This window comes from Hymenobacter citatus (genome assembly GCF_014333615.1).
Lineage (GTDB): Bacteria > Bacteroidota > Bacteroidia > Cytophagales > Hymenobacteraceae > Hymenobacter > Hymenobacter citatus.
Map to the genome: position 1 here is coordinate 124,571 of NZ_JACSCY010000006.1, position 24,482 is coordinate 149,052.

A 24,482-nucleotide genomic window follows, 5' to 3' on the forward strand; every position below is an offset into this window, starting at 1 on the left:
CCCTGCCCTACCCGGCAGGGCTTTTTTGTTGGCTGGTATTTTCAGCTACCCAGCGCCCCAGGGCTGAAGCCCTGGGCTACGGAGTGGCTAGGTACGGCTTTTCGCTGCATAGCCCAGGGCTTCAGCCCTGGGATGCTGGGGCAAATCTACCATAGCGTTGTACCTTTCGGCTCCATTTGTCCCCACTACCGATGATCCGACGCCTACTACCGCTTCTGTTCCTGCTGCCGTTTCTGGGCTGCCATTCTACCAACCGCCAACAGGCCGATTTACTGGTGTACAATGCCACGGTGTATACCGTAGATTCGGCATTCAGCAAAGCGCAGGCGTTTGTGGTGCGTAACGGCAAATTTGTGGCGGTGGGCCAAGCCGATGCACTACGGGCGAAGTATCAGGCCAAAGAGGAAATGGATGCCGACGGCCAGTTCGTCTACCCCGGTTTTTACGATGCGCACTGCCACTTCTACCGCTACGCCCTGGGCCTGCGCTCGGCCGATCTGGTAGGCACCGAGTCGTGGCCCGCGGTGGTGGAGCGCCTCACCGAGCACCACCAGCAGCAGCCCGATGCCACCTGGCTGGTGGGCCGCGGCTGGGACCAGAACGACTGGCCCCGCCAGCAATTCCCGACCAAAGACACCCTGGACGCGCTGTTTCCCAGCACGCCCGTGTTCATCACCCGCGTAGATGGGCACGCCGCCCTGGCCAACCAGGCGGCGCTGGACCTGGCCGGCATCACGCCCAACACGCCCATCAGCGGCGGCGTGATTGGGCGCGACCGGCAGGGCAAGCTCACGGGCCTGCTGGTAGATAATGCCGTGAAGCTGGTGTCGGCCAGAGTGCCAGAGCCGACTTCAACCGAAGCCGAAAAAGCACTCTTGCAGGCCCAGGAAAACTGCGTGGCCGTGGGCCTTACCAGCCTCGCCGACGCTGGCCTGGACCGCGCCGACATTGAGCGCATGACCATCCTGCAACGCGTGGGCAAGCTGAAGCTGCGCCTCTACGCCATGCTCAACCCTACCCCCGAAAACAAGGCCTACTACCTTCCCAAAGGCCCCATTTTCAAGGATCGGATGACCATTTGTTCCTTTAAGGTGTATGCTGATGGGGCGCTGGGCTCGCGCGGGGCCAGTCTGCTGGCGCCCTACACCGACCATCCCGAGGAAACCGGCTTCCTCCTCCAGCACCCCGAGTACTACCGCGACCTAGCCAACGAGCTGGCGGCCACCAAGTTTCAGATGAACACCCACGCCATCGGCGACTCCAGCAACCGCTTGCTGCTGGACATCTATGGCGCCGCCTTGCAAGGCCAAACCGACCGGCGCTGGCGCATCGAGCACGCGCAAGTGGTGAGCCAGGCTGATATTCCGAAGTTTGGGCAGTACCACATTGTGCCATCCATTCAGCCTACCCACGCCACCTCCGATATGTACTGGGCCGGCGAGCGGCTGGGCCAGCAGCGCCTCGAAACTGCCTACGCCTACCAGGACTTGCTGCAGCAATACGGCCAGGTGGCCCTGGGCAGCGACTTTCCAGTGGAGGACATCAACCCGCTCTATGGATTCCACGCGGCCGTGGCCCGGCAAGATGCCAAGAACTACCCCGCCGGCGGCTTCCAGATGAACAACGCCCTCAGCCGCCCCGACGCCCTGCGCGGCATGACCACCTGGGCCGCCCACGCTGCCTTCGAGGACAAGCAGAAAGGCCAGATCAAGCCCGGCATGGCCGCCGATTTTGTAATCCTAAACACCGATTTGCTGACCGCCCCCAACGATAAGCTCCGCGGCGCCAAAGTGCAGCAAACCTGGATTGCGGGGGAAAAAGTGTTTTCAATTAAAAAGTAAGAATGCCGATGATGGCGCGGGGCTGTGCCCCGTGTCTACTATTCGCAGGCCTCTGGCCTGCCCGTCTGCACGACGCACCCAAGCGTTCCTGGCGGCGCAGACGACAGCAGGCCAGAGGCCTGCGAATAGTAGACACGGGGCACAGCCCCGCGCCATCATCGGCATTTTTAATTCTTAACTCTTAATTCTCGTCCGCGCTGGGGCCATAGAGGCCGGGCACTGGAATATCGAGCAGGCGCAGGTACACGGTGAGTTGGCCGCGGTGGTGGATGCTGTGGTTGAGGCCCATGAGGCGGATGGCCGTGGCTTTGGGCGATTCAAAAATAGTATGTTCGCCGCGGTGCAGGCGGAAGTTTTCGGTTAGCTGTTCGTCGTTGGTGGCGTGTAGGGCCTGGCGCAGGGTAGCGCTGTACTCGTCGAAGCGGGCCAGCAGCTCTTCTTGGCTGGTAGGCGTGGGGCCGGGCTTGGGGCCGTTGGGGTCGAGAAAGTCGCGGGAGGCGTGCTGCACGAATAGCTGCTTGAACGCCAGCAGGTTGACCACGTGCGTAGCCAGCTGCCAGAGCGTCATGCTCTTGGGGTGCGGGCGGTAATCAGCCTGGGCGTGGGGCACGCGCTCCAGTACGCGGCGGGTGCTGGCCAGCTCGTGGTCCAGCTCGCTCAGAATGTTTTGCTGAATGGAAGAGGTATGCATGGGGATATGGGTGAAGGTGAAAACCGCATAAGAAGCCCAAAACTCGCAAAAAATTACGGGGTGAGGCACGACAACCGGCAATATTCCGCCAAGCAGTCGGCACGGCCGTTTTCGGCAGGGTAGCATACTTTTCACAGACAGGACGGCGCAGGAGGGTAGGCGCCGCCGCGGCGTGTAGCTTGTCGGCTCAGAAGTCAGCACGAGCGCGCACTTGCCATTTTTTTGATAGTATGCGGGCCGAAACGCTCTATTCTTTCATTTCCTGCTTACATGAAACTGATCCGCCACGGCCAGCCCGGCCACGAAAAACCCGGCATAATTCTCAACGAACAGAAGTACGATGTATCGGCTTTTGGCGAGGACTACAACGAGGCGTTCTTTGCCAACAATGGCTTGCAGCGCCTAGCCGAGTTTATACAGGCCCACGAAGGCCAGCTCACGCCCCTCGCCGACGGTGAGCGGCTGGGGCCGCCGGTGGCTCGGCCGTCCAAAATCCTGTGCATCGGCCTCAACTACGCCGACCACGCCAAGGAAACCGGCGCCACGCCCCCGCCCGAGCCGGTGCTGTTCATGAAGTCGACCACCTCCTACATCGGCCCGCACGACGACATCATTATCCCCCGAAACTCGGTGAAAACCGACTGGGAAGTGGAGCTGGCCGTGGTGATTGGCAAGCGCGCCTCCTACGTAGAAGAAGCCGATGCGGCCGACTACATTGCCGGCTACGCCCTGCACAACGACGTATCAGAGAGGGAGTTCCAGCTGGAGCGCAGCGGCACCTGGGACAAGGGCAAAGGCTGCGACACCTTCGCGCCGGTAGGGCCGTTTCTGGCTACCCCCGACGAGGTAGGCGACGTGGACAACCTGCGTTTGTGGCTGTCGGTGAATGGCAAAATGATGCAGGACGGCACCACGGCCAACCTCATTTTCAAGATTCCCTTCCTGATTTCCTACCTCAGCCAGTTCATGACCCTGCTGCCCGGCGACATCATCTCCACCGGCACGCCGGCCGGGGTAGGGCTGGGCTTCAACCCGCCCGTGTACCTGAAGCCCGGCGACGTGGTGGAGCTAGGTATCGACGGCCTGGGCACCGCCCGCCAGCAGGTGAAAGCGTATGGCCAGAATTGACGCCCACCAGCATTTCTGGCACTTCGACGCCGTGCGCGACGCCTGGATAACGCCCGACATGGCCGCCATCCGGCGCGACTTCCTTCCCGCCGACCTCGCCCCGCTGCTCCAGCAGCACAACCTGGACGGCTGCGTGGCCGTGCAGGCCAGCCAGAGCGAGGCCGAAACCGACTGGCTGCTGACGCTGGCCGACGAGCACGCTTTTATAAAAGGCGTGGTGGGCTGGGTGGATTTGCAGGTTGACAACGTAGCCGAGCGGCTGGCCCACTACGCGCAGTTCAAGAAGCTGAAAGGCTTCCGGCACGTGCTACAGGGCGAGGCCGACCGCGCCCTGATGCTGCAACCCGCATTTCGGCGCGGGCTGGCGGCATTGTTTGCCGCGGGCTTCACCTACGATTTGCTGATTTTGCCCGACCAGCTCGGCTACGCCGCCGAGCTGGCTGCGGCCTTCCCTACCCAGCCCTTCGTGGTCGACCACCTCGCCAAGCCCCTCATCAAGGCCGGCGAGCTGGAGCCCTGGGCGCAGGACATCCGGGCGCTGGCCGCGCACGAAAACGTGCTCTGCAAGGTGTCGGGCATGGTGACGGAGGCCGACTGGCAGCGCTGGCAGCCCCAGGATTTCCGGCCCTACCTCGATATGGTGTTTGAAACCTTTGGGCCCCAGCGGCTTTTGTTTGGCTCCGATTGGCCGGTGTGCAACGTGGCCGGGGGCTACGCCCGCATGGTGGAGTTGGTGGAAGACTACCTCCGCGCGTTTTCGGGCGCCGAGCAAGCCCGGTTTTGGGGAGAAAATGCTGGTGATTTTTACCGACTTTGAAAGCTATTCGAGTTAGCTAAGAAGGTTGTTGGAACGATGTAGAGACGCATACTTGCGTCTCATCGTCTGCGCCGCATAGCCTATATTGTTCCACAACAAGCCACTGGCGTAGAGACGCATCCTTGCACCTTATTATTCGACGACCATCGTTCAACGCCGAGACGCAACTATGCGTCTCTACATCGTTCCATCATTAACGCAAACAGTCCATTAATCCCACCCCATGGATTTACAACTTCAACATCAGGTTATTATCGTCAGCGGCGGGGCCAAGGGCATCGGCGAGGGTATTGTGCGGGTATTGGCGGCCGAGGGCGCCATTCCGGTTATTATCGGGCGCAACGAAACCGATAATCAGCAAGTGGTAGCCGACGTAACCGCCGCGGGTGGGCGGGCCGGCCAGGTGGTAGCTGAACTATCGGACCCGGCCGAGTGCGCCCGCGCCGTGCAGGCCGTGGTAGAGCAATTCGGCCGCATCGATGGTCTCGTGAACAACGCCGGCGTAAACGACGGTGTGAGCCTGGAACATGGTACGTATGAGCTGTTTATGCGCAGCCTGCACCGCAACATGGTGCACTACTACCTGCTGGCCCACCACGCCCTGCCGGAGCTAAAAAAGTCGAAGGGTGCTATCCTGAACATCACCTCCAAAACCGCCGAAACCGGCCAGGGCAACACTTCCGCCTACGCCGCGGCCAACGGCGGCCGCAACGCCCTCACTCGCGAGTGGGCCGTGGAATTGCTGAAATACGGCATCCGCGTGAATGCCCTGGTGGTGGCCGAGTGCTGGACGCCCGCCTACGAAACCTGGATTCAGACCCTACCCAACCCCGAGGAAAAGCTCCACGAAATCACCAGCAAGATTCCGCTGGAAAACCGCATGACCACGGCCGAGGAAATTGCCAACACCACCGCCTTCCTGCTCTCGCCGCGCAGCAGCCACACCACCGGCCAGATCGTGCACGTAGACGGCGGCTACGTCCACCTCGACCGTGCTTTAATTAATGGGTGATACGTTGTGCGTTGATACAAACTGTCATCCTTCATCTGGCGTCCGCTTGCGAAGGACCTTATGCCGGTTGAACGAGTCGTTGTGACATCTGTCGTTCTGCTGTGAGAAGGTCCTTCGCTCTGCTCAGGATGACACACGCTTTTTCACTCGCAACTGGCAACTCACAACTATGAATACCCTTGTCTGCTCCGCCCCTACCCAGCTCGCCTACGAGCACCGCCCCGCTCCTACCCTGCGGCCCGGCGATGCCCTGCTGCGCATCCGCCGCATTGGCATCTGCGGCACCGATTTACACGCGTTTGAAGGCACCCAGCCCTTCTTTTCCTACCCCCGCGTGCTGGGCCACGAGCTGGCCGGCGAAATTGTAGACCCCGGCGACGCCACCGATTTTCAGTTGGGCGAGGCAGTTACGTTTATACCCTATTTCGGCTGCGGCACGTGCATTGCCTGCCGGCGCGGCTTACCCAACTGCTGCGTGCAGATGCAAGTGTGCGGTGTGCACCTTGATGGCGGCATGACCGAGCTGCTAGCCGTGCCCGCTGCCGCGCTGGTGCACGGCAACGGCCTCAGCTTCGATGAGCTGGCCCTGGTAGAGCCGCTGGCCATTGGGGCGCACGGCGTGCGCCGGGCCGTGGTGCAGCCCGGCGAGTTTGTGCTGGTGGTAGGCGCCGGCCCCATCGGGTTGGGCGTGATGGAGTTTGCCCGCATTGCCGGCGCACACGTCATTGCCCTCGACCTCAACCAGCAGCGCCTGGATTTCTGCCGCTCGGCTCTCGGCGTGGCGCATACCATCAACGCCGCCGATGCCGACGTGACCGAGCAGCTCCGCCACATCACCCACGGCGACATGCCCACGGTGGTGATTGACGCCACGGGCAGCCTGCGGGCCATCAACAACGCGTTTCAGTACCTGGCCCACGGCGGCCGCTTTGTGCTGGTGGGCTTGCAGAAAGGTGATATCAGCTTTTCGCACCCCGAGTTTCATAAGCGCGAAGCCACACTCATGAGCAGCCGCAATGCTACCCGCGCCGATTTTGAACACGTGCTGCACGCCATGCACCAGGGTTTGGTGAAGCCTGCAACCTACATCACCCACCGCGTGCCGTTTGGGCAGGCCAAAGACGCGTTTGCCAGCTGGCTCGACCCCAATACGGGCGTCATCAAGGCCATGATAGAAGCCGGGTAAGCAGCCGCGTCTGGTACCATCTTAGGTTGATGCAGTGCCACCTAAATGTTGAGTGGCACCAAACGCAGCCGTTTGGGGCGGCGCGTTGCGCACGGCACTATAATTTTCGTCAGGTCCCAACCTTACGACTTTCAAAATCAGCCATGCATAACGCGCATACACTCAACGTTTATCCACTTAAAGTATCCTCCTTACCCCCACCACATGGCCCTTCCTACCTCTACTGCCGCTGCTGCGCCAGCTGCTACTAGCACTGCGCAGCAGCGCACGTATCTGTTGCCCTTCATCCTGGTTATCTGCCTATTCTTTCTGTGGGGCATGGCGCATAACCTCGATTCCATCTTGATTCCGCACTTGAAAAAGGCGTGTCAGCTCAATAATCGGCAGTCGACGCTGGTGGATACGGCTGTATTTCTGGCGTATTTCCTGATGGCTATTCCGGCCGGGGTCTTGTTGAAGAAGCTAGGGTATAAGTTCAGCATCATTATAGGGCTACTGGCCTTTGCGGGGGGCGCCTTTCTGTTTCTACCGGCCGCCGATGCCCGCTCCTATGGCCTGTTCCTGACAGCCCTATTCATTATCGGCTGCGGACTAACCATCCTCGAAACGGCTGCCAACCCTTACGCCACTGTGCTGGGGCCACCGGAATCAGCTACGAGCCGGCTGAATCTGGCAGCGTCGTTTAATGGGCTGGCGGCGCTGGTAGCGCCCATTATCGGTACTAATCTGATTTTGTCGGGCAAAGAATACACGCCCGAGCAGCTGGCGGCCATGACCGATGCGGCCCGCACAACCTACCTGAACGCCGAAGCGGCAGCCGTGAAAATGCCCTACCTCGTGCTGGGTTGCATTCTGGTGGCGGTGGCCGTGCTGTTTTACTTCTCCTCCCTACCCGAAATAAAGGCCGCCGAAAGCGAACCATCGCAAGGCGGTTTCTTTGCTGTGCTGAAGCATCGGCACCTGACTTGGGCCGTAGTGGCGCAGTTCTTCTATGTAGGGGCACAAGTGTGCGTTACCAGCTTTTTCATCCGGATGGCCAAGCAGGGTGGCGGCCTCGATGAGAAAACCGCAGGCTACTATCTCGGTTTGTATGGACTCCTATTTATGGGCGGGCGCTTCATCGGCACAGCTTTGCTGAAGTACGTTTCTTCGCCACGGTTGCTCTCCATCTACGCCCTTGCAGCCGTGGCCCTGTGCACCGTGGCAGTATTCGGCGACGGCGCCTACGTGATTTACGCATTGGGCGGGCTGGGCTTCTTCATGAGTATCATGTTCCCCACAATCTTTGCCCTGGGCATTGCCAGCCTCGGCGACGACACCAAGCAAGGCTCCTCTTGGCTGGTAATGTCGATTGTGGGCGGCGCCATCCTCCCCTACCTCATGGGCACTGTCATCGACCTGCAACAGGATAACACCCAAGCCGGCTACGTGGTGCCGCTGGCATGCTTCCTGGTCGTGCTGCTATTCAGCCAGTACGGGTATCGGGTGCGGGGGAAGGTGGTGTAGCCCCGGCTACCGACGCAATGGGAAAGGCCTTCACTGGATGGAAAAGCTGTATTCCTTTTTTGCCCTACCCCAATCAACCCTCGATAACAATCCTGGCTTGGTTGAGCATAACACCTAGGGCGCCCCCTTCGCCCCGCTGCAATAGCTTTTGGAGGTGTTACGATGCAAGAAGGCCGAACTGCAACACGCGGTCCGGCCTTCTTCGTTTCTGTGTACTGCGGTTCGTACGGCTATAGCTCCTTGGCAGGCATGGCTACGTTGGGGGTAGCGGGTGGCGGACCGGGGAAGGTATCTGTAGTAGCCGGGTCTTCGCGCAGCTTCTTACCGCGCAGCTGGAGCAGGAAAATCAGCCCCAGGATAAAGAACACGATGAGCGCCAGAATGCTGTAGCGCATATTACCGCCCGTGAGCTGCGAAATGCCACCGAATACCAGCAAACCGATAACAATCCCGACCTTCTCTGTCACATCAAAAAAGCTAAAGTAGGCAGCAGAGTTAGGCGTATTTTCAGGAATAATTTTAGAGTATGTGGAGCGTGATAAACTTTGCACGGCGCCCATGGTGAGACCAATGACAGCAGCCAGAATAAAAAAGCTAGGACCCTTTTGCACGAAATAGCCAGCAATACAGATCAGCATCCAGATGAATACAGCCCAACTGAGCGCCCGCGTATTGCCAATGCGCTCCGAGAGCTTGGCGAACAGGTAGGCCCCAATAATTCCTACAATTTGCAAAAGCAGAATAGTGATGATTAAATCCTTGCTCGGTAAGTGCAGCTCTTCATCACCAAATAAGGTAGCCACGTACATCACCGTTTGCACCCCCATATTGTAGGTAAAATAAGCCAGCAGGAAACGCTTAAGGTTAGGTTGGTGCTTAGTTTCTTCCCATACTTTACCCAACTCCCGAAACCCATTGAGCAGCCAACCGGCATCGGAGGCAGTTCCAGGCCGACGGCCGGGGTCGGGGGGTAGGGTGAAAAAAGGAATTTGCGCAAAGCCTGCCCACCAGATACCTGTAAGCAGAAAGCTCAGCCGGGTAGCCTCCCCAGGGCTCAAGCCAAACATCGGCGTACCTGACAGGGTAGGCCCCTGAATCAGCACTAGGCACAGCACCAGCAACAGCACCGACCCAATGTAACCCATAGAAAATCCGCGGGCCGACAGCGAATCGAATTGTTCCTCAGAGGAAATATCGGGCAAGTAGGAATTATAAAACACAATAGAGCCCGAAAACCCTATAGTAGCCAGTATAAAAACGAAGACACTGATGGTAAAGGTGTTTGGCTCGAAGAAATATAGCCCTGCGCAGGAAGCAGCCCCGAGGTAGCAAAAGATCTGTAAGAACAGCTTTTTTCGCCCCGAAAAGTCGGCTAGTGACGTTAGTAGCGGGCTAATGAGCGCGATGATTAGAAAGGCCGCTGATATAGAATAATTTTGCAAAGATGTACCCGGAATATGCAAGCCCAGAAACTCGACAGGGGTTTTGCCGCTATCTGTCTTAGTTACCTCCTTTACCATTGAACCCCAGTAGATGGGAAAGATAGACGAGGTAATAACCAGCGGATACACCGAGTTGGCCCAGTCGTAGAACGTCCAGCCGCGGGTGATGCGCTTGTCGTCTTTAGGTACGCTCTGAAAGCCCGCGTCGGGGGCAGGGGTAGCGGTAGCACTCATGCAGTCATGGGATTAGGGAGGGAATTTGCGATAGGTTCGGGCAAGATAACGGGATTCCGGCTGCCCGGTTGTTATCGTTGGCTCAAACTTACAATATCCCGATCTGCTACTCCTTACTGCCCACCAGCGCCGCATAATGCGCCTCTGTGTCCACATCAATTGCCCCGGCCGGAAACGGTACGGTGGCCACCCACTCCGGGTGCTGGCGCAGTAGCTGCTGGGCGCCGGCCGCGTCGGGTAGGGCTTGCAGCAACGGTAGCACGCTTTCCGCGAACAGCACTGGCACGCCGCGTACTGAATTGTACTCTGTTGCCACAATGGGCTGCTGGGTAGCCAGCTGCACTACCACCAGCTGCCGCAGCAGGGTAGGCGTGATATGAGGCTGGTCGCAGAGCAGCACGAGGATGCTGGTGGGTGCTGGCTGATGCTGTTGCAGTTGCAGTTGCGCTAAACCCGTTTTCAGCGAGGCACCCATGCCCGCTTGCCAGGTAGGGCAATGGACTACTCGCACAGGCAAGCCCGTTAGCTCCGGCAGTAGCTCTGCGTGTAAGGCGCCCGTTACCACCACTACCGGCCCCAGCACTGCTTCTACGGCTGTAGTAGCGGCTCGGCGCAAAAGGCTTTGCCCCTCGTATGGGAGCAGTTGCTTCGGCCTACCCAAGCGCGACGATGAGCCAGCTGCCAGCAGCAGCACGCCCACTACAGGCAGCGAAGAATCTTGGTTTTCTAACACGTGCGTATAGATAGCCAAGCCCCCTACCCTCCCAATTCACACACCGCCGACACGGCCGCGCTGGCGGCCAGTTCCCCATCGGAAGCAATGCGGGGGTGAATGGGGTGCGGCGAATCGCGCAGGAATCCGGCCGGCCGGCCCGACAGCACCGCCTGTATTTCGGCCACAATGGACAGGGCAATTTCCTCGGGCGTTTCGCTGCCCAGATTCAGGCCGATGGGGCTGTGCAGGCGTTGTTGCAGGCGCTGGGCAGCATCGGGCACGTCTTTTTCCAGTTCTTCGAGTAAGCGCAGGTATTTTTTGCGGGGTCCCAGCAGGCCGATGTATGGCGCGGGCGCATTCAGCAAATGACGCAGGGCGGCCAGATCGTAATAGTAGTTGTGGGTCATGAGCAGGGCGAAGCTGCCGTCCTGCGGCAGGGTAGGTACCTGGTCTACCGGCACCACGCGCACCGCTTCGGCCTCGGGGAAGCGTGTGGCCTGCGCCAGGCCGGGGCGGCCGTCTACCACGCGCACACGCCAGCCCAGGGTAGCGGCCATACGCACCACTGGTTTCACGTCGTTGCCGGCACCAAAAATGGTGAGGCGCACGGGCGGCCGCAGCAGCTCCAGGCTCACGCGCACCTGCCCTACCTCGGAAGGGTAGCTGCGGGTAGCGGGCTGGTTGTCGGCTAAGGCTTGGCGGGCGTCGGTCAGGATACGCTCGTACAGCGCCGAGTGGGTAGGCAGGCTGCCTTGTACTGCGCCGCTGGCCGTGACCAGCAGCCGCTCCCCTACCATAGCTGGCGCCGTAGAAGGGCCATCCAAGTGGAATACGGTGGCGACTACAGCCGGCTCCTCTACCCCTTCCCACCACGTGCGCAGCAGTTCCAACGGGTTGCGGGCATCGTCGAAAGCCAGGGGCTCCAGCAAAATCTGCACAATGCCCTGGCAGCCCAGCGCCGAGCCAAATTGCAAATCATCGTCGGGGTCGGTAGAGTCGTAGGTGACGACGGTGGGTTGCTGGCGCTGAATGCACTGCCGGGCGCGGCGGCGGGCGTCGCCTTCCAGGCAGCCGCCGCTGATGGCGCCGGTCAGCTGGCCGTCGGCGGTTACCAGCATACGGGCGCCCGGCCGGCGGTAGGCCGAGCCGGCCAGGTCGACCACCGTAGCCAGCGCGCACGGCCGGCCCGCTGCGCGATGCGCGTCGTAGGCAATAAGCAGGCGTTGGAGTTCGGTCATGGGAGTGATGGTAATACTTAACAGAACGTCATGCTGAGCTTGCCGAAGCATCTCGCGTGCTGATGTGAGATAGTATCTTTCGTCAGCACGCGAGATTTCTCCCGCTGGTCGAAATGACGAGCAACGATGGGCGCGTGCAACGCGCCCCTACGCCGAGGTGCGCAGGGCTTCCAGCATTTTGTCGGGCGTCATGGGGAGGCTGCGCAGGCGCTTGCCGGTGGCATTGTATACGGCGTTGGCCACAGCCGCGGCTACGCCCACAATCCCAATTTCTCCGATACCCTTCACGCCCAGGGCGTTGATGTAGGGGTCTTTTTCCGGCACAAACTCAATTTGCATATCGGGAATGTCGGCGTTGACGGGGATGTGGTACTCGGCGAGGTTGTGGTTGGTGTAGCGGGCGTAGTTGGGGTCGCGGAAGGTTTCTTCCATGAGCGCCGAGCCAATGCCAAAAATGGCACCTCCGTAGAGCTGGCTGGTGGCTGTTTTCAGGTTGAGCACCTGCCCTACCCCGTGCACGCCTACCCAGCGCGTCACCCGGATGGTACCCATGTCCGGATCTACCTCCACCTCGCAAAAGTGAGCACCAAAGGAGTGCATGGAATGGCCTGAGGGCTTCTTGCCCTCGCCCTTCTCGTTCTTACCACCCGGCTCCTCGGGGCTTCCAGCTGCGCCACCCGCTGCGGCAAAGTGCTTTTCCTCATAGCCAGACCCGTACTTGCCCATCGCCATGCCCTCTATGTCGGTCATGCCGCTGCGCGAGAGGGCAGCCACCAGGGTTTCGCCTTTTTGTGGGTTCTTTTTCAGGAACATGCGGCCTAACTCCACCTTCACGTCGGCGGGCTTGGCTTTGTAGAGCGGTGATTTTTTGTCGCCCACGGCCATGTCAATTACCTTTTTCCAGAGGTCTTCGGCTGCGGCCATAATGGACGACGACACCGTGCCGGCCGCCTGCGAGCCGCCCGAGCCAGGAGCCGTGGGCAAGCGCGTGTCGCCCAGCTCGAAGCGTACTTTTTCGGGTGGCAGGCCCAGCGCGTCGGCGCCTACCTGCGTCATCACAGTCCAGGTGCCGGTGCCCAGGTCGGTGGCGCCGCTCTGTACCACGGCGTGGCCATCGGCAAAAAGACGCACGCGGGCCGTGCCCTGGCTGCTGTGTACGGGATAGGTGGCCGTAGCCATGCCCATGCCCACCAACTTTTTGCCGCGGCGGGTCTGGCCGGGCTTGGGGTTGCGCTTGCTCCACCCAAACAACTCAGCGCCACGCGCATAACACTCTTTCAAGGACTTGCTCGACCAGGGCTTACCGTCGTCGCTGTAGTCTTTGTCGGCGTAGTTGAGCAGGCGGAATTGCAGCGGGTCCATGTTGAGCTGGTGGGCCAGATCATCCATGGAGCTTTCGAGCGCAAACGAGCCAGGCGCTTCGCCAGGGGCGCGCATCCATACCGAAGTCATCACGTTGGCGCGGGCCAGCTCGTAGCGGGCCGAGAAGTTCGGGCACGCATACAGCATGTTCACCACCTTGCTGTTCGACTCGGCGTAGTTGTCCCAGGGCGAAGTGGTCGATTTTTTCTCGTGCATCATCGCTACCAGTTTCCCTTCCTGGGTAGCCCCTATTTTCAGGGTCTGCTCCTGGTCCTCGCGGTGGCCTACCGAGGTATACATCTGGGGGCGCGTGAGCACCAGCCGCAGCGGCCGGTTCACGGCGCGGGCTGCCAATACCGTCAGGATGGTATGGGGCCAGAACGAGCCTTTGCACCCAAAGCCGCCACCCAAATGATGCGTTACGATGCGGATCTGGTCGCGCGGAATGCCCAATAGATTTGCCAAGGAGCCCTGGCTCATCGTGATATTCTGGGTCGATTCGTAGACCGTCAGCCGGTCGTTGCCTTCCCACACGGCGGTGGTGGCGGCGGGCTCCATGGGGTTGTGGTGATTGATGGCGTGCACATAGGTAGCCTCGTGCTTCACCGCCGCGCTGGCGTAGGCTTGCTCGGGGTTGCCGCGCACCTTATGCCCGTCGGTCTTGCCGTTCTGAATCTTCTGCGGGTCAAACAGATCGGCCTTCGGGTCATGGTAGGAGTCGATGGGCTTTTCCACTTGGTACGACACCTTGATGAGGGCCGCCGCCTGGGTGGCGCGCTCCAGCGTGTCGGCCACGACCACCGCCACCGGCTCGCCGGCGTAGTGAATCTCAGCGTCCTGCATAGGCAGGTAGGACTGGGCCGCCTGCCACTTCTTTTCCTCCTTCAGAGTGCTGGGCACTTTGGCTGGCTTCGGAATATTCTGGTACGTGAAAATGCTGATAACGCCGGGCTCTTTGGCCGCCGCCGCGGTATCGATGCTGGTTATTTTACCCTTGGCTATATCGCTGGTTTTCAGCACGCCGTGCACCAGGCCGTTCACCGGATACTCAGCCGAGTAGCGGGCGGCGCCCATCACCTTTGCCCGACCATCTACGCGGTCCATGGGCTTGCCTACTACATTGGTGGGCGGCAGGGTAGGTTCAAAGAAATTGGTTTCCATATCGGTAGAGGCGCCTTGCAGGCACCCGTTTATCGTTGCTGATGTGTGGTTATCATTTCGCGTCTATCGGTAACTTACTGATGATTAGAATTACTCACGAGCGAGATTCCTCGACAAGTTCGGAATGACGTTCTTTCATCAGCAAGCGAGATTTCTCCTCTTTGCTTAATGCGCAACATGGTCGAAATGACGTTCTGCGGTAATCTAATCAGGCTTTCTACCCCTTGGCGGCTACCTCCATGAGGGCGCGCACCAGCGTGTTCTGCACCATGTCTATCTTGAAAGCATTGTGCTCGTAGGGCTGCGCACCGCGCACCGCTGCGGCAGCAGCAGCCCGGAAAGTAGCCTCGTTGGCGGGCTTGCCTACTAGCATCTGCTCGGCCTCTTTCGAGCGCCAGGGCTGGGCCCCTACCCCGCCCAGTGCCACCCGCGCCGAGCGGATGGTACCGCCCTGCACATCGAGGCCTACGGCGGCCGAGGTTAAGGCGTAGGCGTAGCTGGCCCGGTCGCGGTTCTTCAGGTACAGCGAGTTGCGGGCGTGCTCGGCCTTAGGCACCGTCACGGCTACAATCAACTCGTCGGGCTCCAACACGTTTTCGATGTGGGGCGTTTTGCCGGGTAGGCGGTAAAACTCAGTGATGGGCACGCGGCGCTGTTTGCCCTTGGCGTTTTCCAATGTCAGCACAGCATCCAGGGCAATGAGGGCCACCGACAAGTCGCCGGGGTAACTGGTGGCAATGCAGGCATCGGAAGTGCCCAGGATGGCCAGGTTACGGTTGTCGCCTTCTTTGGCAGGGCAGCCGGTGCCGGGCTCGCGCTTGTTGCACGGAAAGGCCGTGTCGCGGAAGTAGGGGCAGCGGGTGCGTTGCAACACGTTGCCGCCGATGCTGGCCATATTGCGCAGCTGCGCCGACGCCGCCAGCAGCAACGACTGTGAAATGGCCGGGTACTGCTCCATCACCAGCTTGTGCTCGCCCACGTCGCTCATGCGCTCCAGGGCGCCAATGCGTAGGCCGTCGTTGCTTTGTTCGATGCCCTTGAAGGGCAGCATGTTCACATCAATCAGCTGGTCGTGGTTTTCCACGTTCAGCTTCATCAGGTCGATGAGGGTGGTGCCCCCGGCAATAAACGCCGACGATTTATCGTCGCGCTTGGCCCCGGTGGCTTCTTTGGCCTTGGTGGCCTGGAGGTAGGAAAAGTTATGCATGAGCGGTGAGATGGTGAGGTAGTGAAATGGTGAGTTTTGTCGTTCAGACGGCACAATCAGCGCCATCAGAAACTGTTGGTGAAGGGAGGATGAGGCTGCGAATTCATTCGTGCAGCAGACATTTGACACTGTATTGTTCACAGCAACAATGCCTTACTCACCATCTCACGATTTCGCCATCTCACCTTTCGCTTCCAGAATGGCCGCCGTGATGTTGGGGTAGGCGCTGCACCGGCACAGGTTGCCGCTCATCCACTCCCGCACTTCGGCCTCGGAGCCGGCGTGGCCTTCTTTCACGCAGGCCACGCCCGACATGATCTGGCCCGGCGTGCAGTACCCGCACTGGAATCCGTCGTGCTTGAGGAAGGCTTCCTGCATGGGGTGCAGGTTGTCGCCCTGGGCCAGGCCCTCGATGGTGGTTATTTCCTTGCCCTGGTTCATCACGGCCAGGCTGAGGCAGCTTACAATGCGGCGGCCGTCTACGTGCACGGTGCAGGCGCCGCATTGGCCATGGTCGCAGCCTTTCTTGCTGCCGGTGAGGCCCATGTACTCACGCAGGGCGTCCAGCAGGCTCACGCGGGGCTCTAGTTGCAGCGTGCGCACGGTGCCGTTCACTTTCAGCTGCACCGGCGACACGCCCGCTACCTTTTTGGAGAGGGCCGTGAGGCGTTCGGCCTGGCTGATGAAGGGCGGCGCCATCACCAGACCTAGGATACCCCCGGCCTGCTTCATGAAATTCCGCCGCGAGCCATCGTTGGGCGTAACTCCGGGGTTGGTGCCGCTCTGGTCGGCCGGAGAATCGTTATACATCAGAAAGAAAAGTTTAATGAGAAATTGGGTGGAGGGAGCTACGCTCAGCAGGTAGCGTTGGCATATCCTACAACTGTTGCTGAAATGCGTTTGTTTGGTAGTCGCTTACTTAGAATCTTTCTTAATTAACAGATTCACAATATTTTATATTTAAAAAGCAAGCAGCCTCTGGTCTACGGCTATGCCGAAAAGTTGGTTGCAGGCAATTAGATATCTATCCCTTTATTGGTGGTTAGCAACTGGTATCTTTGTCGGCCAGATTTGCTTTTGCCTGAGCAGTCGGTGGGTTGCAGTGTTCTACCCCTCTATCTCTCAGTTGCTTGCCCTTCCTTTTGTCTATGCCTACTTCTTTCCTGCGTTTCTTTGGTTTGACTACTTTTCTGCTGGCCGCCGCTTGTACCAGCAACAAAAACCTGGAGCAAGACAGCCCGCAGGTCAGCGCCGAGGTAGTGGCCCCTACCCGGCCCGCCGCCCGACCTAAGCCACGCCGCCTGGCACAACTGGATACCACGCATTTCTCACCCCAGTTCATTCGTAGCTTTCAGGAAGCCAACAAAGCCGAAACCAGCTTCGATGTGCACGGCGGCTGGCTCCTGCTCAGCCCCACCGACTCCGTGGCGTTTCCGGTGGCCGAGTTGCCTGCCAACGCACCAGTGGTATATGCTGCCACCGATAAGGGCCGTACGTATCGGCTCACGCTCACGCGCCGTAACTACTCCACGGTGCACTATGTGGCAGAAGCGCGTCAGGGCAGCAAGCTATTGAGCCGTCAAACCGGCTTGGCGGACCTTAATCCGAGCTTCTTCGCAGACATCGAAATTCCAAAGGACAGCGAAACGGGCCTACCCTACAGCGGCTACGAGTTTCAGGCTACTGCGCCTCAGCAACAGGGCTTTGCTGTGCTCATCGGCCGCAGTCAGGATGCAGACAAAGCGCAGGTGTACGGCGGCACTCAGCCGCAGCAAAGCGCGTGGCACAACGTGCCTACCCTGCGGCGGCAGTAGGTGGTGAGATGGTGAGATGGTGAGATGGTGAGTAGTGAGTAGTGAGTAGTGAGTAGTGAGTAAAGAATACGACTGTCATCCCCTATCTGGCGTCCGCTTGCGAAGGATCTTATTACGCTAGCACAAGTCGTTGTTACGCTTGTCGTTCACACGTGAGAAGGTCCTTCGCAAGCGGACGACAGATAGAGGATGACAGACGCTTTCTACTCACCACTCACAACTCACCATCTCACCATCTCACCATCTCACAACTCCTCAGCCGGGTGTTTGTCTTGGCGGCGGGGCTGTAGTAGCTTGGCAATCAGACCGGTCCAGCCGGTTTGGTGGCTGGCGCCGAGGCCGCTGCCCGTATCACCGTTGAAATACTCGTGAAACAGCAGGTAGTCGCGGAAATGGGGGTCCGTTTGCAGTTGCTCGTTGTTGCCCATAGCTGGTCGCCTACCCTCCGCGTCACGCAGAAACAGATTGCTCAGTCGCTCCGTGAGGGCATCGGCCACAGCCAGCAGCGACACATACTGGTTGGAACCCGTGGGGTATTCCACCACAAAATCGTCGCCGTAATAGTGATGAAACCGCTGCAACGACTCGATAATCAGAAAGTTGACGGGAAACCAGATGGGGCCGCGCCAGTTGCTATTGCCCCCAAACAGGTCTGACTGCGACTCGCCTGGCTCATAGCTCACGGTAAAGCTCTTATCCTCCGCCTTATACACGTAGGGGTGCTCTAGGTGGTAGCGCGAGAGCGCGCGTACGCCGTACTCCGAAAGGAACTCCGCTGTATCCAACATGCGGGCCAACAGCCGCTTTACGCGGTGGCCACGCAGCAGGGACAGTAGGCGGGTAGCACCTTCCCCCGGTTGCTGCCAGTGCGACACCAGCTTGGCCAGATCGGGGCGGTGGGTCAGAAACCAGTCCATGCGCTCCTTAAAGCGGGGCAGTTTCTCCAACATATCATCGTTGAGCACCTCCACAGCAAACAGCGGAATCAGCCCTACCATGGAGCGCACCTTCAGCATCTGGCGGCCACGGTCGGGCGAGTTCAGCACGTCGTAATAGAACTCGTCCTCCTCATCCCAAAGCGAATAGCCACCCCCTACCTTGGTCATGGCCTCGGCTATGTAGAGGAAGTGCTCGAAGAACTTGCTGGCCATGTCCTGATACACGGGATTGGTGCGGGCCAGCTCCAGGGCAATGCGCATCATATCCAGGGCAAACATGGCCATCCAACTGGTGCCGTCGGCCTGCTCAATGAACACGCCCTTCGGCAAATCGGCACTGCGGTCGAACACACCAATGTTATCCAGCCCCAGGAAGCCGCCCTCAAACACGTTGCGGTTTTCGGCGTCTTTGCGGTTCACCCACCAGGTGAAGTTGAGTAGCAGGCGGTGAAATACTGATTCTAAGAATTTTGTATCGCCTTTGCCGCGCCGGTTTTTCTGGTCGATTTTGTACACGCGCCACGTGGCCCAGGCGTGCACGGGCGGATTCACGTCCTCAAACTTCCATTCGTAGGCGGGCAGCTGGCCGTTGGGCTGCATGTACCAGTCGCGGGTGAGCAAGCGCAGCTGCTGCTTGGCAAACTCCGCATCCAGCACCGCCAATGGCAGGCAGTGAAACGCCAAATCCCAGGAGGCATACCAGGGGTATTCCCAGGTATCGGGCATTGAGATGATGTCGGCATTGTTGAGGGTGGTCCAGTTGTGGTTGCGGCCCTGCTTGCGCTGGGGCGGCGGTGGGGGTAGGGCCGGGTCACCATCCAGCCACTGACGCACGTTATAATAGTAAAACTGCTTGCTCCAGAGCATGCCCGCATACGCCTGCCGTTGGATGTTGCGGGCGTCGTCGCTGCGCATATCGCGCTGCACTATCTCGTAATATCTATCGGCTTCTTCGCTGCGCTGCTGCACCAGCTGGTCGAACTCCGAGAAGGGCTCGTCTACGTTAGGCGCTGCCAAACGTAGGCGCACCACGCGTTCCTCGCCGGCCGGAATGGTCAGGGAGTAGCGCACGGCCGCCTTGGTGCCATAGCGTGCCGGGTTAACGGCTTGGTTATGCCCATACACCACATAATCGTTGATGCCGTCTTTGAAATACTGCGCGTTGGAAGGGGCATTGTAGAGGCGCTGGGTGTTGGTTTCGTTGTCGCAGAACAGCAATTCGGGCTCACCATCGTAGTAGAGGCGTCGCTCGCCCAGCTCCTGGTGGTCGATGGCAATGCTCCCTCCTGCTTCGGCTACACGCAACTGCGGGCGGTAGTCGTCGCGCCCCCATGCCCACGTATTCCGAAACCATAACTGGGGAAGCACCTGCACGGTAGCTTCCTCGGGGCCACGATTGCATACTTTCAACTGAAGCAGCATGTCCTCTGGCCCCGCTTTGGCGTACTCAATGAAGACGTCGAAGTACCGGTTTTCCTTGAAGATAGCCGTATCCAGCAGCTCAAATTCCGGCTTGTGGCGCCCCCGCCGCGCATTTTCCTGCACCAGCCACTCATACGGAAACGTGCGTTGCGGATACTTGTACAGCATCTGCATGTAAGAGTGCGTGGGCGTATTATCGAGGTAGTAATACAATTCCTTTACGTCCTCGCCGTGGTTGCCCTCAGGGCCGCTCAGCCCAAACAGCCGCTCTTTCAGAATGGGGTCTTGCCCATTCCAAAGCGCCACTGATAGGCACAGCAGTTGGTCATCGTCGCAGATGCCGCCAATGCCGTCTTCGCCCCACCGGTAGGCCTTACTGCGGGCCATGTCGTGGGTGATGTAGTTCCAGGCGTTGCCGTCGGGGCTGTAATCCTCGCGCACCGTACCCCACTGCCGCTCCGAGAGGTAGGGACCAAAGCGCCGCCAAGGCGTTGCGGGGTCGTCAGTCTGCGCCAGCCGGTGGTGTTCGGGGCTTTCTTCTGTGGTGGTCATACGGTTTCAATTACCGATTTTGCGGATGCCTGCTTCCCTCTTCACTATATTCAGATTAGTGTACCGGCACACCTTGTCCAACACCAGTGCTTGTGCACCATAGCCAAGCAACAGCCACAGTACACGAGCACTGATGAGGTTCATAGTAATATTAGCCATTATCGGCAAAGCCGGGGTAGAGGGTCATGCCCCCATCAGCAAAGAGCGTAGTCCCTGTCACGTAGTCCGATTCGTCGGAAGCCAGCCAGGCGGCTACCTCGCCAATATCGTCGGGCTGCCCAATGCGGCCATACGGAATCAGTTCCAGCAGTTTGTTGAGTGCTTTCTTCGTGCCCCAGGCCTCTTCGTTGATGGGTGTCTGAATGGCGCCCGGCCCAATGCTGTTCACCCGAATTTTGTGCGGCGCCAATTCCTGCGCCATGCTCTTCATCATCAGCATGATACCGCCCTTCGACGTGGCATAGTTGACGTGCCCGGCCCACGGAATTACTTCGTGCACAGAGCTCATGCAGATAATTTTGCCGGCAGCTTTTGAAATCTCCGGCTGCACGCCGCGCTTCACAAATTCGCGGGCGGCTTCGCGGGCACACAGGAACTGACCCGTCAGGTTCACGTTGAGAACCGCATTCCACTCGTCCAGGGTCATATCCAAAAAGCTGGCATCTTTCTGAATACCAGAGTTATTGACCAGGATATGCAGCGTACCGTAGCGCTTTTTGATGTCCTCGAACATCGCCAGCACCTCGGGCTCCTTGCTCACGTCGGCACGCACAGCGTAGGCCTCGCCGCCTATTTTTTCGATGGCCGCCACGGTTTTATCGGCGCCTTCCTCGTCGCTGTGGTAGTTCACTACCACCTTAGCGCCATCGGCGGCCAGGGCCAGACATACTCCTACCCCAATGCCCGAGCTGCCGCCCGTTACCAGCGCCACCTGGTTGCGCAACCGTGGCTGCGCTTTCATTTCTATAGCCATATGCAAAGTCAAAAAGAGAAAACGGAATAGTCCGTAGACTGCTAAATGACCCCGCAGGTTACAGGAATGTGGCAAATAGCGCAACCGTAATCAGCACGTGAGTAAGTCAGTTCGTGGCTTACTTCCCTACCCTGCAACCGTCCCTGTTCCGCTAGAACCTCATCCCTCTATTGTCGAAAATATAGGAGCTACTTATTTTACAATCAGCAGTTTATGTCTAACTACATCTTGCCCTGCGCACTGAATCTCAAGCGTATATAGCCCCGCCGGAAGCGCAGCCAAGGAGTGCGTAGTCGTACCAGCGGCAGCGTGCCCTGTGTACACTACCTGCCCTGCCCCGTCTATAACCCGAAAGGTGGCGGCGGCAGCCAGATGCAGTGTTAGCTGCTCTCCTATCGGGTTCGGGAAAAAGAAACCCGGCTTTTCTAACGACAGCGCCGCGACGGAACGTACAGGCGCATCGGCAGCTTGCCCGTCTGTATCTATCTGCCGCAACCGATACGAAGCGGCCTCGCCGCCGAGTGTGTTATCGAGATATTGATACGTTTGGGTGTGCGTGGTAGCGCTGTGGCCGGGCAGACTGCCTACCAGCGCAAATGTGTTACCATTGGTGCTGCGCCACACCTCAAACTGTGCGTTGTTCAGCTCCGTGGCCGTGGTCCAGCGCAGCAGCGCCCCAGTAGCGCAACGCTGTGCCGTGAACGATGTCAGCTCAACCGGCAATGGGTTTTGGGAAATAAGAGGGCTGGTACTGGCCAGCGCAAACCAGCTGAACGAAGTAAACTCACCAGATGTAACGGTGCCACTGCTAGCGGTGCCCGTGTAGGCGCTACGGCCGATATTACTCCAAACGTTATTGTTGTTCTTGGCAACAACCAGGGAACCGGCTTCGGGCGCATTCACGAAATCGTCGTCGCCATAGCTCACCGTCACGGTACCAGCGAAGTCGCCCGCGGCTGGGGCGGGCGTGGGGGTGATTTCAAAATAGCGCACCCGACTTACCCGCGTCAGGCCACCGCTTAGGCTGCCTATGCCGCCTTCCTCTACCTGGGTAGCAGTGAAAGTGGTCGGGTAGGCGAGCTTGGTGATGTTGAGTACGAGCGGCCGATACACACTACCGCGAAGTCCTACCCTACCCAATGGGAACCGCAGGCTGCCGGCACCATTAGCCACATACGACATAGGGCCATTGATAAAGCTTTCCACAGCGCCGCCATTAATAGCAGCTCCTATGGCCATGGTCAACGGATTAACGATGGTGGTAATGAGCGGCCCCGCCGTGAGTTGCAGCGTGCCGTTCACCATCACAGGCGTTGCCAGCAGCACTCCATTAGGGTTATTGATTTGCAGCGTCACGCCGGCACTCAGGTAGCTGTCGGTTCCTACGGCGCCCAGGGTAGCCCCGCTGATGGTTTGGGGTAGCACCCCGTTCAACACCAGTTGCCCGGTGGCTGGGGCGCCCGTATTGGTAGGCGCAAAGCGCATGGCTCCCTGGATGTTCAGATTACCCGCTATTTTCAATTCTCCCGTCACATTGGGAGCAAATACAACTCCTGGTTCAATCACCAAGTCGCCCCGAATGGTTAGGGCTGTGCCACTACCGGTGTAGCTGGTGATGGAGCCGGTAGCGGCCGGATTGGCGCGCAGCACCAGCGTAGGGTAACTGCGTTTGCTCAGAGAAAGCGCCGAAGAAGATGTATTGGTGACACGGAATTCCCAGCGGCCGGCCTCGGTTCCGGTAACGGGCGCCAGGTTTTCTACTACCGTTGCGTGCCCGCGGTTGGTATAGTGCTGGTAAGTGCCGCCATTGTAGATATACACCGTCGGATTGGTGCCGGCCACCGTCAGTGCAGCCCCCGCGCTGTTGCTATTCGGGCCGGCGCTGTTTGTCACCGTTCCCTTGTTGTAGATGGCTAATGCTACCTCATTTGCAGCGCTACGCATTAAGGTTAGCGCGCTACCGTTGGTATTGAGGGCTGGTATTTCAAAGCCGATGGGCTCCCCACCCCCAGGGTTCACAACCAACGACTGTATAGAAACGGAGGGCTCTATCGTGACGGTAGTAGTAGCCGCAGATTGCAGCAATACCTTGTAGCTGGCTGCTACGAACGTGTGGTCCAGCACTACATCGGTAGTGGCACCGGGCACGGCATCGTTGCTCCAGTTGGCCGCATCAAACCAGAAATTGGTGCCCGCCCCTCCATCCCACCGCACGGTTTGCGTGTTTGTAACCGGCGCGTTGGCCGCTCCCGAAACCACAACGCCAGCCGAGGTAGTGCCACTAGTATTGGTGATTGTTCCGGCCACCGTGCCAGCCGTGGCACTACGCAACACCACGTATACTGTGGCCGTCAAGTTACCGCCAACCGGAGCGCCAGTCGCTACGGACGTAGTGTAAGGCCCACCCGACGCCAAAGCCACGGCGTATCCCGCCGGCGCCGTAATGGTGGCAGCGTTGCTCAGGCTACTACCCGTAAGAGTATAGCTCTGCTCATCCGAATCAATACCAGTAGTCGTCACAAAGTTGGTAAGCGTGGATGGCACTGCTGTTAGCGCAGCCCCGCAGTTGTTGGCAGGCACGCTACTGTTGCGCGGAGCCGGCGTACCCGTCGTAAAATCAGTGCGGTTGTTATCTGTATCCGTGCATCCATTGCTTCCTCTACTGACGCTCAGCGTAGCACTTGGTGCTAGTGTGGGTAGGGTACCCTCATAGTCGTTTGCCGTAGATCCATAGCCTACGAAATCCACCACATTGGCTCCCGTAGGCCCCGTTACGATCATAGCACTGTTTGCCAGGGCCACCTTACCGGCAGTCCCCGCCATACTAATTTGCCCCATTGCATCTGGCGCAGGCAAATCGGCACCAATGGTTCCACCGCTAGCTAGCTGAATCAGGTAATAACGACCCGGCGCAATGGAGCCGGTAAGGCTAAGGCTTGCCGAAAAAGTACTGGTAGACGCGGCATACTGCACGGTCCAGCCACTCAGGTCAACTGTAGTATTGCTTCGGTTGAACAGTTCCACAAAATCATTCCTGTACGTGGCCCCACTGTTGCCCCCTGCTCCATACACCTGACTTATCACAATAGATGAGCTAACGGCGGGCCGGGCACTACCAGCCTGCTGTGCCTGACCGCGCATCGCTACTGTTGCGAACAGTCCCCCTACTATGAAGCATACTTTCGAGAACAGATAGCTCCGCCGCTTCACACAGATATTCATAATGCAAAATGATTAAATACA

17 protein-coding genes are annotated in these 24,482 nt (G+C 59.0%); 7 read left to right on the forward strand and 10 right to left on the reverse strand.

What is annotated here, in order from left to right:
- Positions 1 to 191 precede the first annotated feature (191 nt).
- Positions 192 to 1,841, forward strand: coding sequence for an amidohydrolase (locus H8B15_RS10140; protein WP_187319572.1), 1,650 nt, complete (start codon positions 192 to 194; stop codon positions 1,839 to 1,841).
- Between the two features lie 181 nt (positions 1,842 to 2,022).
- Here the strand turns inward: H8B15_RS10140 and H8B15_RS10145 are convergent, their stop codons facing one another.
- Positions 2,023 to 2,532 (reverse strand): DinB family protein, encoded by a 510-nt coding sequence (locus H8B15_RS10145; RefSeq protein ID WP_187319573.1) that lies wholly within the window; start codon positions 2,530 to 2,532, stop codon positions 2,023 to 2,025.
- A gap of 270 nt (positions 2,533 to 2,802) precedes the next feature.
- Between H8B15_RS10145 and H8B15_RS10150 the strand changes: the two genes are divergently transcribed.
- The 5 genes from H8B15_RS10150 to fucP all read left to right on the forward strand — a co-directional run bounded on the left by H8B15_RS10150 (position 2,803) and on the right by fucP (position 8,181).
- The gene (locus H8B15_RS10150) at positions 2,803 to 3,660 is read left to right on the forward strand and encodes a fumarylacetoacetate hydrolase family protein (RefSeq protein WP_187319574.1); all 858 of its coding nucleotides are present in this window, start codon (positions 2,803 to 2,805) and stop codon (positions 3,658 to 3,660) included.
- Positions 3,647 to 4,477: an amidohydrolase family protein gene (locus H8B15_RS10155; RefSeq protein ID WP_187319575.1), complete on the forward strand. Its 831-nt coding sequence runs from the start codon at positions 3,647 to 3,649 to the stop codon at positions 4,475 to 4,477. The genes H8B15_RS10150 and H8B15_RS10155 overlap by 14 nt, the downstream gene beginning before the upstream one ends.
- A gap of 223 nt (positions 4,478 to 4,700) precedes the next feature.
- On the forward strand, positions 4,701 to 5,489 hold the full coding sequence (locus tag H8B15_RS10160) for an L-fucose dehydrogenase (protein ID WP_187319576.1): 789 nt from the start codon (positions 4,701 to 4,703) through the stop codon (positions 5,487 to 5,489).
- Positions 5,490 to 5,658: 169 nt separating this feature from the next.
- Positions 5,659 to 6,675 (forward strand): zinc-binding alcohol dehydrogenase family protein, encoded by a 1,017-nt coding sequence (locus H8B15_RS10165; protein WP_187319577.1) that lies wholly within the window; start codon positions 5,659 to 5,661, stop codon positions 6,673 to 6,675.
- Positions 6,676 to 6,879: 204 nt separating this feature from the next.
- Entirely contained in the window at positions 6,880 to 8,181 is a 1,302-nt protein-coding gene (gene fucP / locus H8B15_RS10170) for an L-fucose:H+ symporter permease (protein WP_187319578.1), read from the forward strand.
- 230 nt (positions 8,182 to 8,411) lie between these two features.
- On the opposite strand, the gene H8B15_RS10175 is transcribed toward fucP, so the two are convergent.
- From H8B15_RS10175 to H8B15_RS10200, 6 genes are all read right to left on the reverse strand, one after another.
- The gene (locus H8B15_RS10175; RefSeq protein WP_187319579.1) at positions 8,412 to 9,857 is read right to left on the reverse strand and encodes an MFS transporter; all 1,446 of its coding nucleotides are present in this window, start codon (positions 9,855 to 9,857) and stop codon (positions 8,412 to 8,414) included.
- Between the two features lie 106 nt (positions 9,858 to 9,963).
- The gene (locus tag H8B15_RS10180) at positions 9,964 to 10,590 is read right to left on the reverse strand and encodes a nucleotidyltransferase family protein (protein WP_216859125.1); all 627 of its coding nucleotides are present in this window, start codon (positions 10,588 to 10,590) and stop codon (positions 9,964 to 9,966) included.
- Between the two features lie 23 nt (positions 10,591 to 10,613).
- On the reverse strand, positions 10,614 to 11,810 hold the full coding sequence (locus tag H8B15_RS10185; protein WP_187319580.1) for an XdhC family protein: 1,197 nt from the start codon (positions 11,808 to 11,810) through the stop codon (positions 10,614 to 10,616).
- A 147-nt stretch (positions 11,811 to 11,957) separates the two neighbouring features.
- Positions 11,958 to 14,333 (reverse strand): xanthine dehydrogenase family protein molybdopterin-binding subunit, encoded by a 2,376-nt coding sequence (locus H8B15_RS10190; RefSeq protein WP_187319581.1) that lies wholly within the window; start codon positions 14,331 to 14,333, stop codon positions 11,958 to 11,960.
- Between the two features lie 217 nt (positions 14,334 to 14,550).
- On the reverse strand, positions 14,551 to 15,540 hold the full coding sequence (locus H8B15_RS10195) for an FAD binding domain-containing protein (protein WP_187319582.1): 990 nt from the start codon (positions 15,538 to 15,540) through the stop codon (positions 14,551 to 14,553).
- A 165-nt stretch (positions 15,541 to 15,705) separates the two neighbouring features.
- Complete coding sequence (locus H8B15_RS10200; protein WP_187319583.1) at positions 15,706 to 16,350, reverse strand: (2Fe-2S)-binding protein; 645 nt, start codon at positions 16,348 to 16,350, stop codon at positions 15,706 to 15,708.
- Between the two features lie 338 nt (positions 16,351 to 16,688).
- Between H8B15_RS10200 and H8B15_RS10205 the strand changes: the two genes are divergently transcribed.
- On the forward strand, positions 16,689 to 17,354 hold the full coding sequence (locus H8B15_RS10205; RefSeq protein WP_187319584.1) for a hypothetical protein: 666 nt from the start codon (positions 16,689 to 16,691) through the stop codon (positions 17,352 to 17,354).
- A gap of 245 nt (positions 17,355 to 17,599) precedes the next feature.
- On the opposite strand, the gene H8B15_RS10210 is transcribed toward H8B15_RS10205, so the two are convergent.
- The 3 genes from H8B15_RS10210 to H8B15_RS10220 all read right to left on the reverse strand — a co-directional run bounded on the left by H8B15_RS10210 (position 17,600) and on the right by H8B15_RS10220 (position 24,461).
- Positions 17,600 to 20,266 (reverse strand): MGH1-like glycoside hydrolase domain-containing protein, encoded by a 2,667-nt coding sequence (locus tag H8B15_RS10210; RefSeq protein ID WP_216859126.1) that lies wholly within the window; start codon positions 20,264 to 20,266, stop codon positions 17,600 to 17,602.
- A gap of 151 nt (positions 20,267 to 20,417) precedes the next feature.
- The gene (locus H8B15_RS10215) at positions 20,418 to 21,239 is read right to left on the reverse strand and encodes an SDR family oxidoreductase (RefSeq protein ID WP_246455382.1); all 822 of its coding nucleotides are present in this window, start codon (positions 21,237 to 21,239) and stop codon (positions 20,418 to 20,420) included.
- 192 nt (positions 21,240 to 21,431) lie between these two features.
- Positions 21,432 to 24,461 (reverse strand): lamin tail domain-containing protein, encoded by a 3,030-nt coding sequence (locus H8B15_RS10220; RefSeq protein ID WP_187319585.1) that lies wholly within the window; start codon positions 24,459 to 24,461, stop codon positions 21,432 to 21,434.
- Positions 24,462 to 24,482: the final 21 nt, after the last annotated feature.

What these genes read in the sequence shown, in the direction of transcription:
- H8B15_RS10200 (WP_187319583.1), bottom strand. Translation starts at nt 16,350, where the DNA reads ATGTATAACGATTCTCCGGCCGACCAGAGCGGCACCAACCCCGGAGTT.
- H8B15_RS10165 (WP_187319577.1), top strand. Translation starts at nt 5,659, where the DNA reads ATGAATACCCTTGTCTGCTCCGCCCCTACCCAGCTCGCCTACGAGCAC.
- H8B15_RS10190 (WP_187319581.1), bottom strand. Translation starts at nt 14,333, where the DNA reads ATGGAAACCAATTTCTTTGAACCTACCCTGCCGCCCACCAATGTAGTA.
- H8B15_RS10160 (WP_187319576.1), top strand. Translation starts at nt 4,701, where the DNA reads ATGGATTTACAACTTCAACATCAGGTTATTATCGTCAGCGGCGGGGCC.
- H8B15_RS10185 (WP_187319580.1), bottom strand. Translation starts at nt 11,810, where the DNA reads ATGACCGAACTCCAACGCCTGCTTATTGCCTACGACGCGCATCGCGCA.
- H8B15_RS10220 (WP_187319585.1), bottom strand. Translation starts at nt 24,461, where the DNA reads ATGAATATCTGTGTGAAGCGGCGGAGCTATCTGTTCTCGAAAGTATGC.
- fucP (WP_187319578.1), top strand. Translation starts at nt 6,880, where the DNA reads ATGGCCCTTCCTACCTCTACTGCCGCTGCTGCGCCAGCTGCTACTAGC.
- H8B15_RS10140 (WP_187319572.1), top strand. Translation starts at nt 192, where the DNA reads ATGATCCGACGCCTACTACCGCTTCTGTTCCTGCTGCCGTTTCTGGGC.
- H8B15_RS10205 (WP_187319584.1), top strand. Translation starts at nt 16,689, where the DNA reads ATGCCTACTTCTTTCCTGCGTTTCTTTGGTTTGACTACTTTTCTGCTG.
- H8B15_RS10210 (WP_216859126.1), bottom strand. Translation starts at nt 20,266, where the DNA reads ATGACCACCACAGAAGAAAGCCCCGAACACCACCGGCTGGCGCAGACT.
- H8B15_RS10155 (WP_187319575.1), top strand. Translation starts at nt 3,647, where the DNA reads ATGGCCAGAATTGACGCCCACCAGCATTTCTGGCACTTCGACGCCGTG.
- H8B15_RS10145 (WP_187319573.1), bottom strand. Translation starts at nt 2,532, where the DNA reads ATGCATACCTCTTCCATTCAGCAAAACATTCTGAGCGAGCTGGACCAC.
- H8B15_RS10195 (WP_187319582.1), bottom strand. Translation starts at nt 15,540, where the DNA reads ATGCATAACTTTTCCTACCTCCAGGCCACCAAGGCCAAAGAAGCCACC.
- H8B15_RS10215 (WP_246455382.1), bottom strand. Translation starts at nt 21,239, where the DNA reads ATGGCTATAGAAATGAAAGCGCAGCCACGGTTGCGCAACCAGGTGGCG.
- H8B15_RS10175 (WP_187319579.1), bottom strand. Translation starts at nt 9,857, where the DNA reads ATGAGTGCTACCGCTACCCCTGCCCCCGACGCGGGCTTTCAGAGCGTA.
- H8B15_RS10150 (WP_187319574.1), top strand. Translation starts at nt 2,803, where the DNA reads ATGAAACTGATCCGCCACGGCCAGCCCGGCCACGAAAAACCCGGCATA.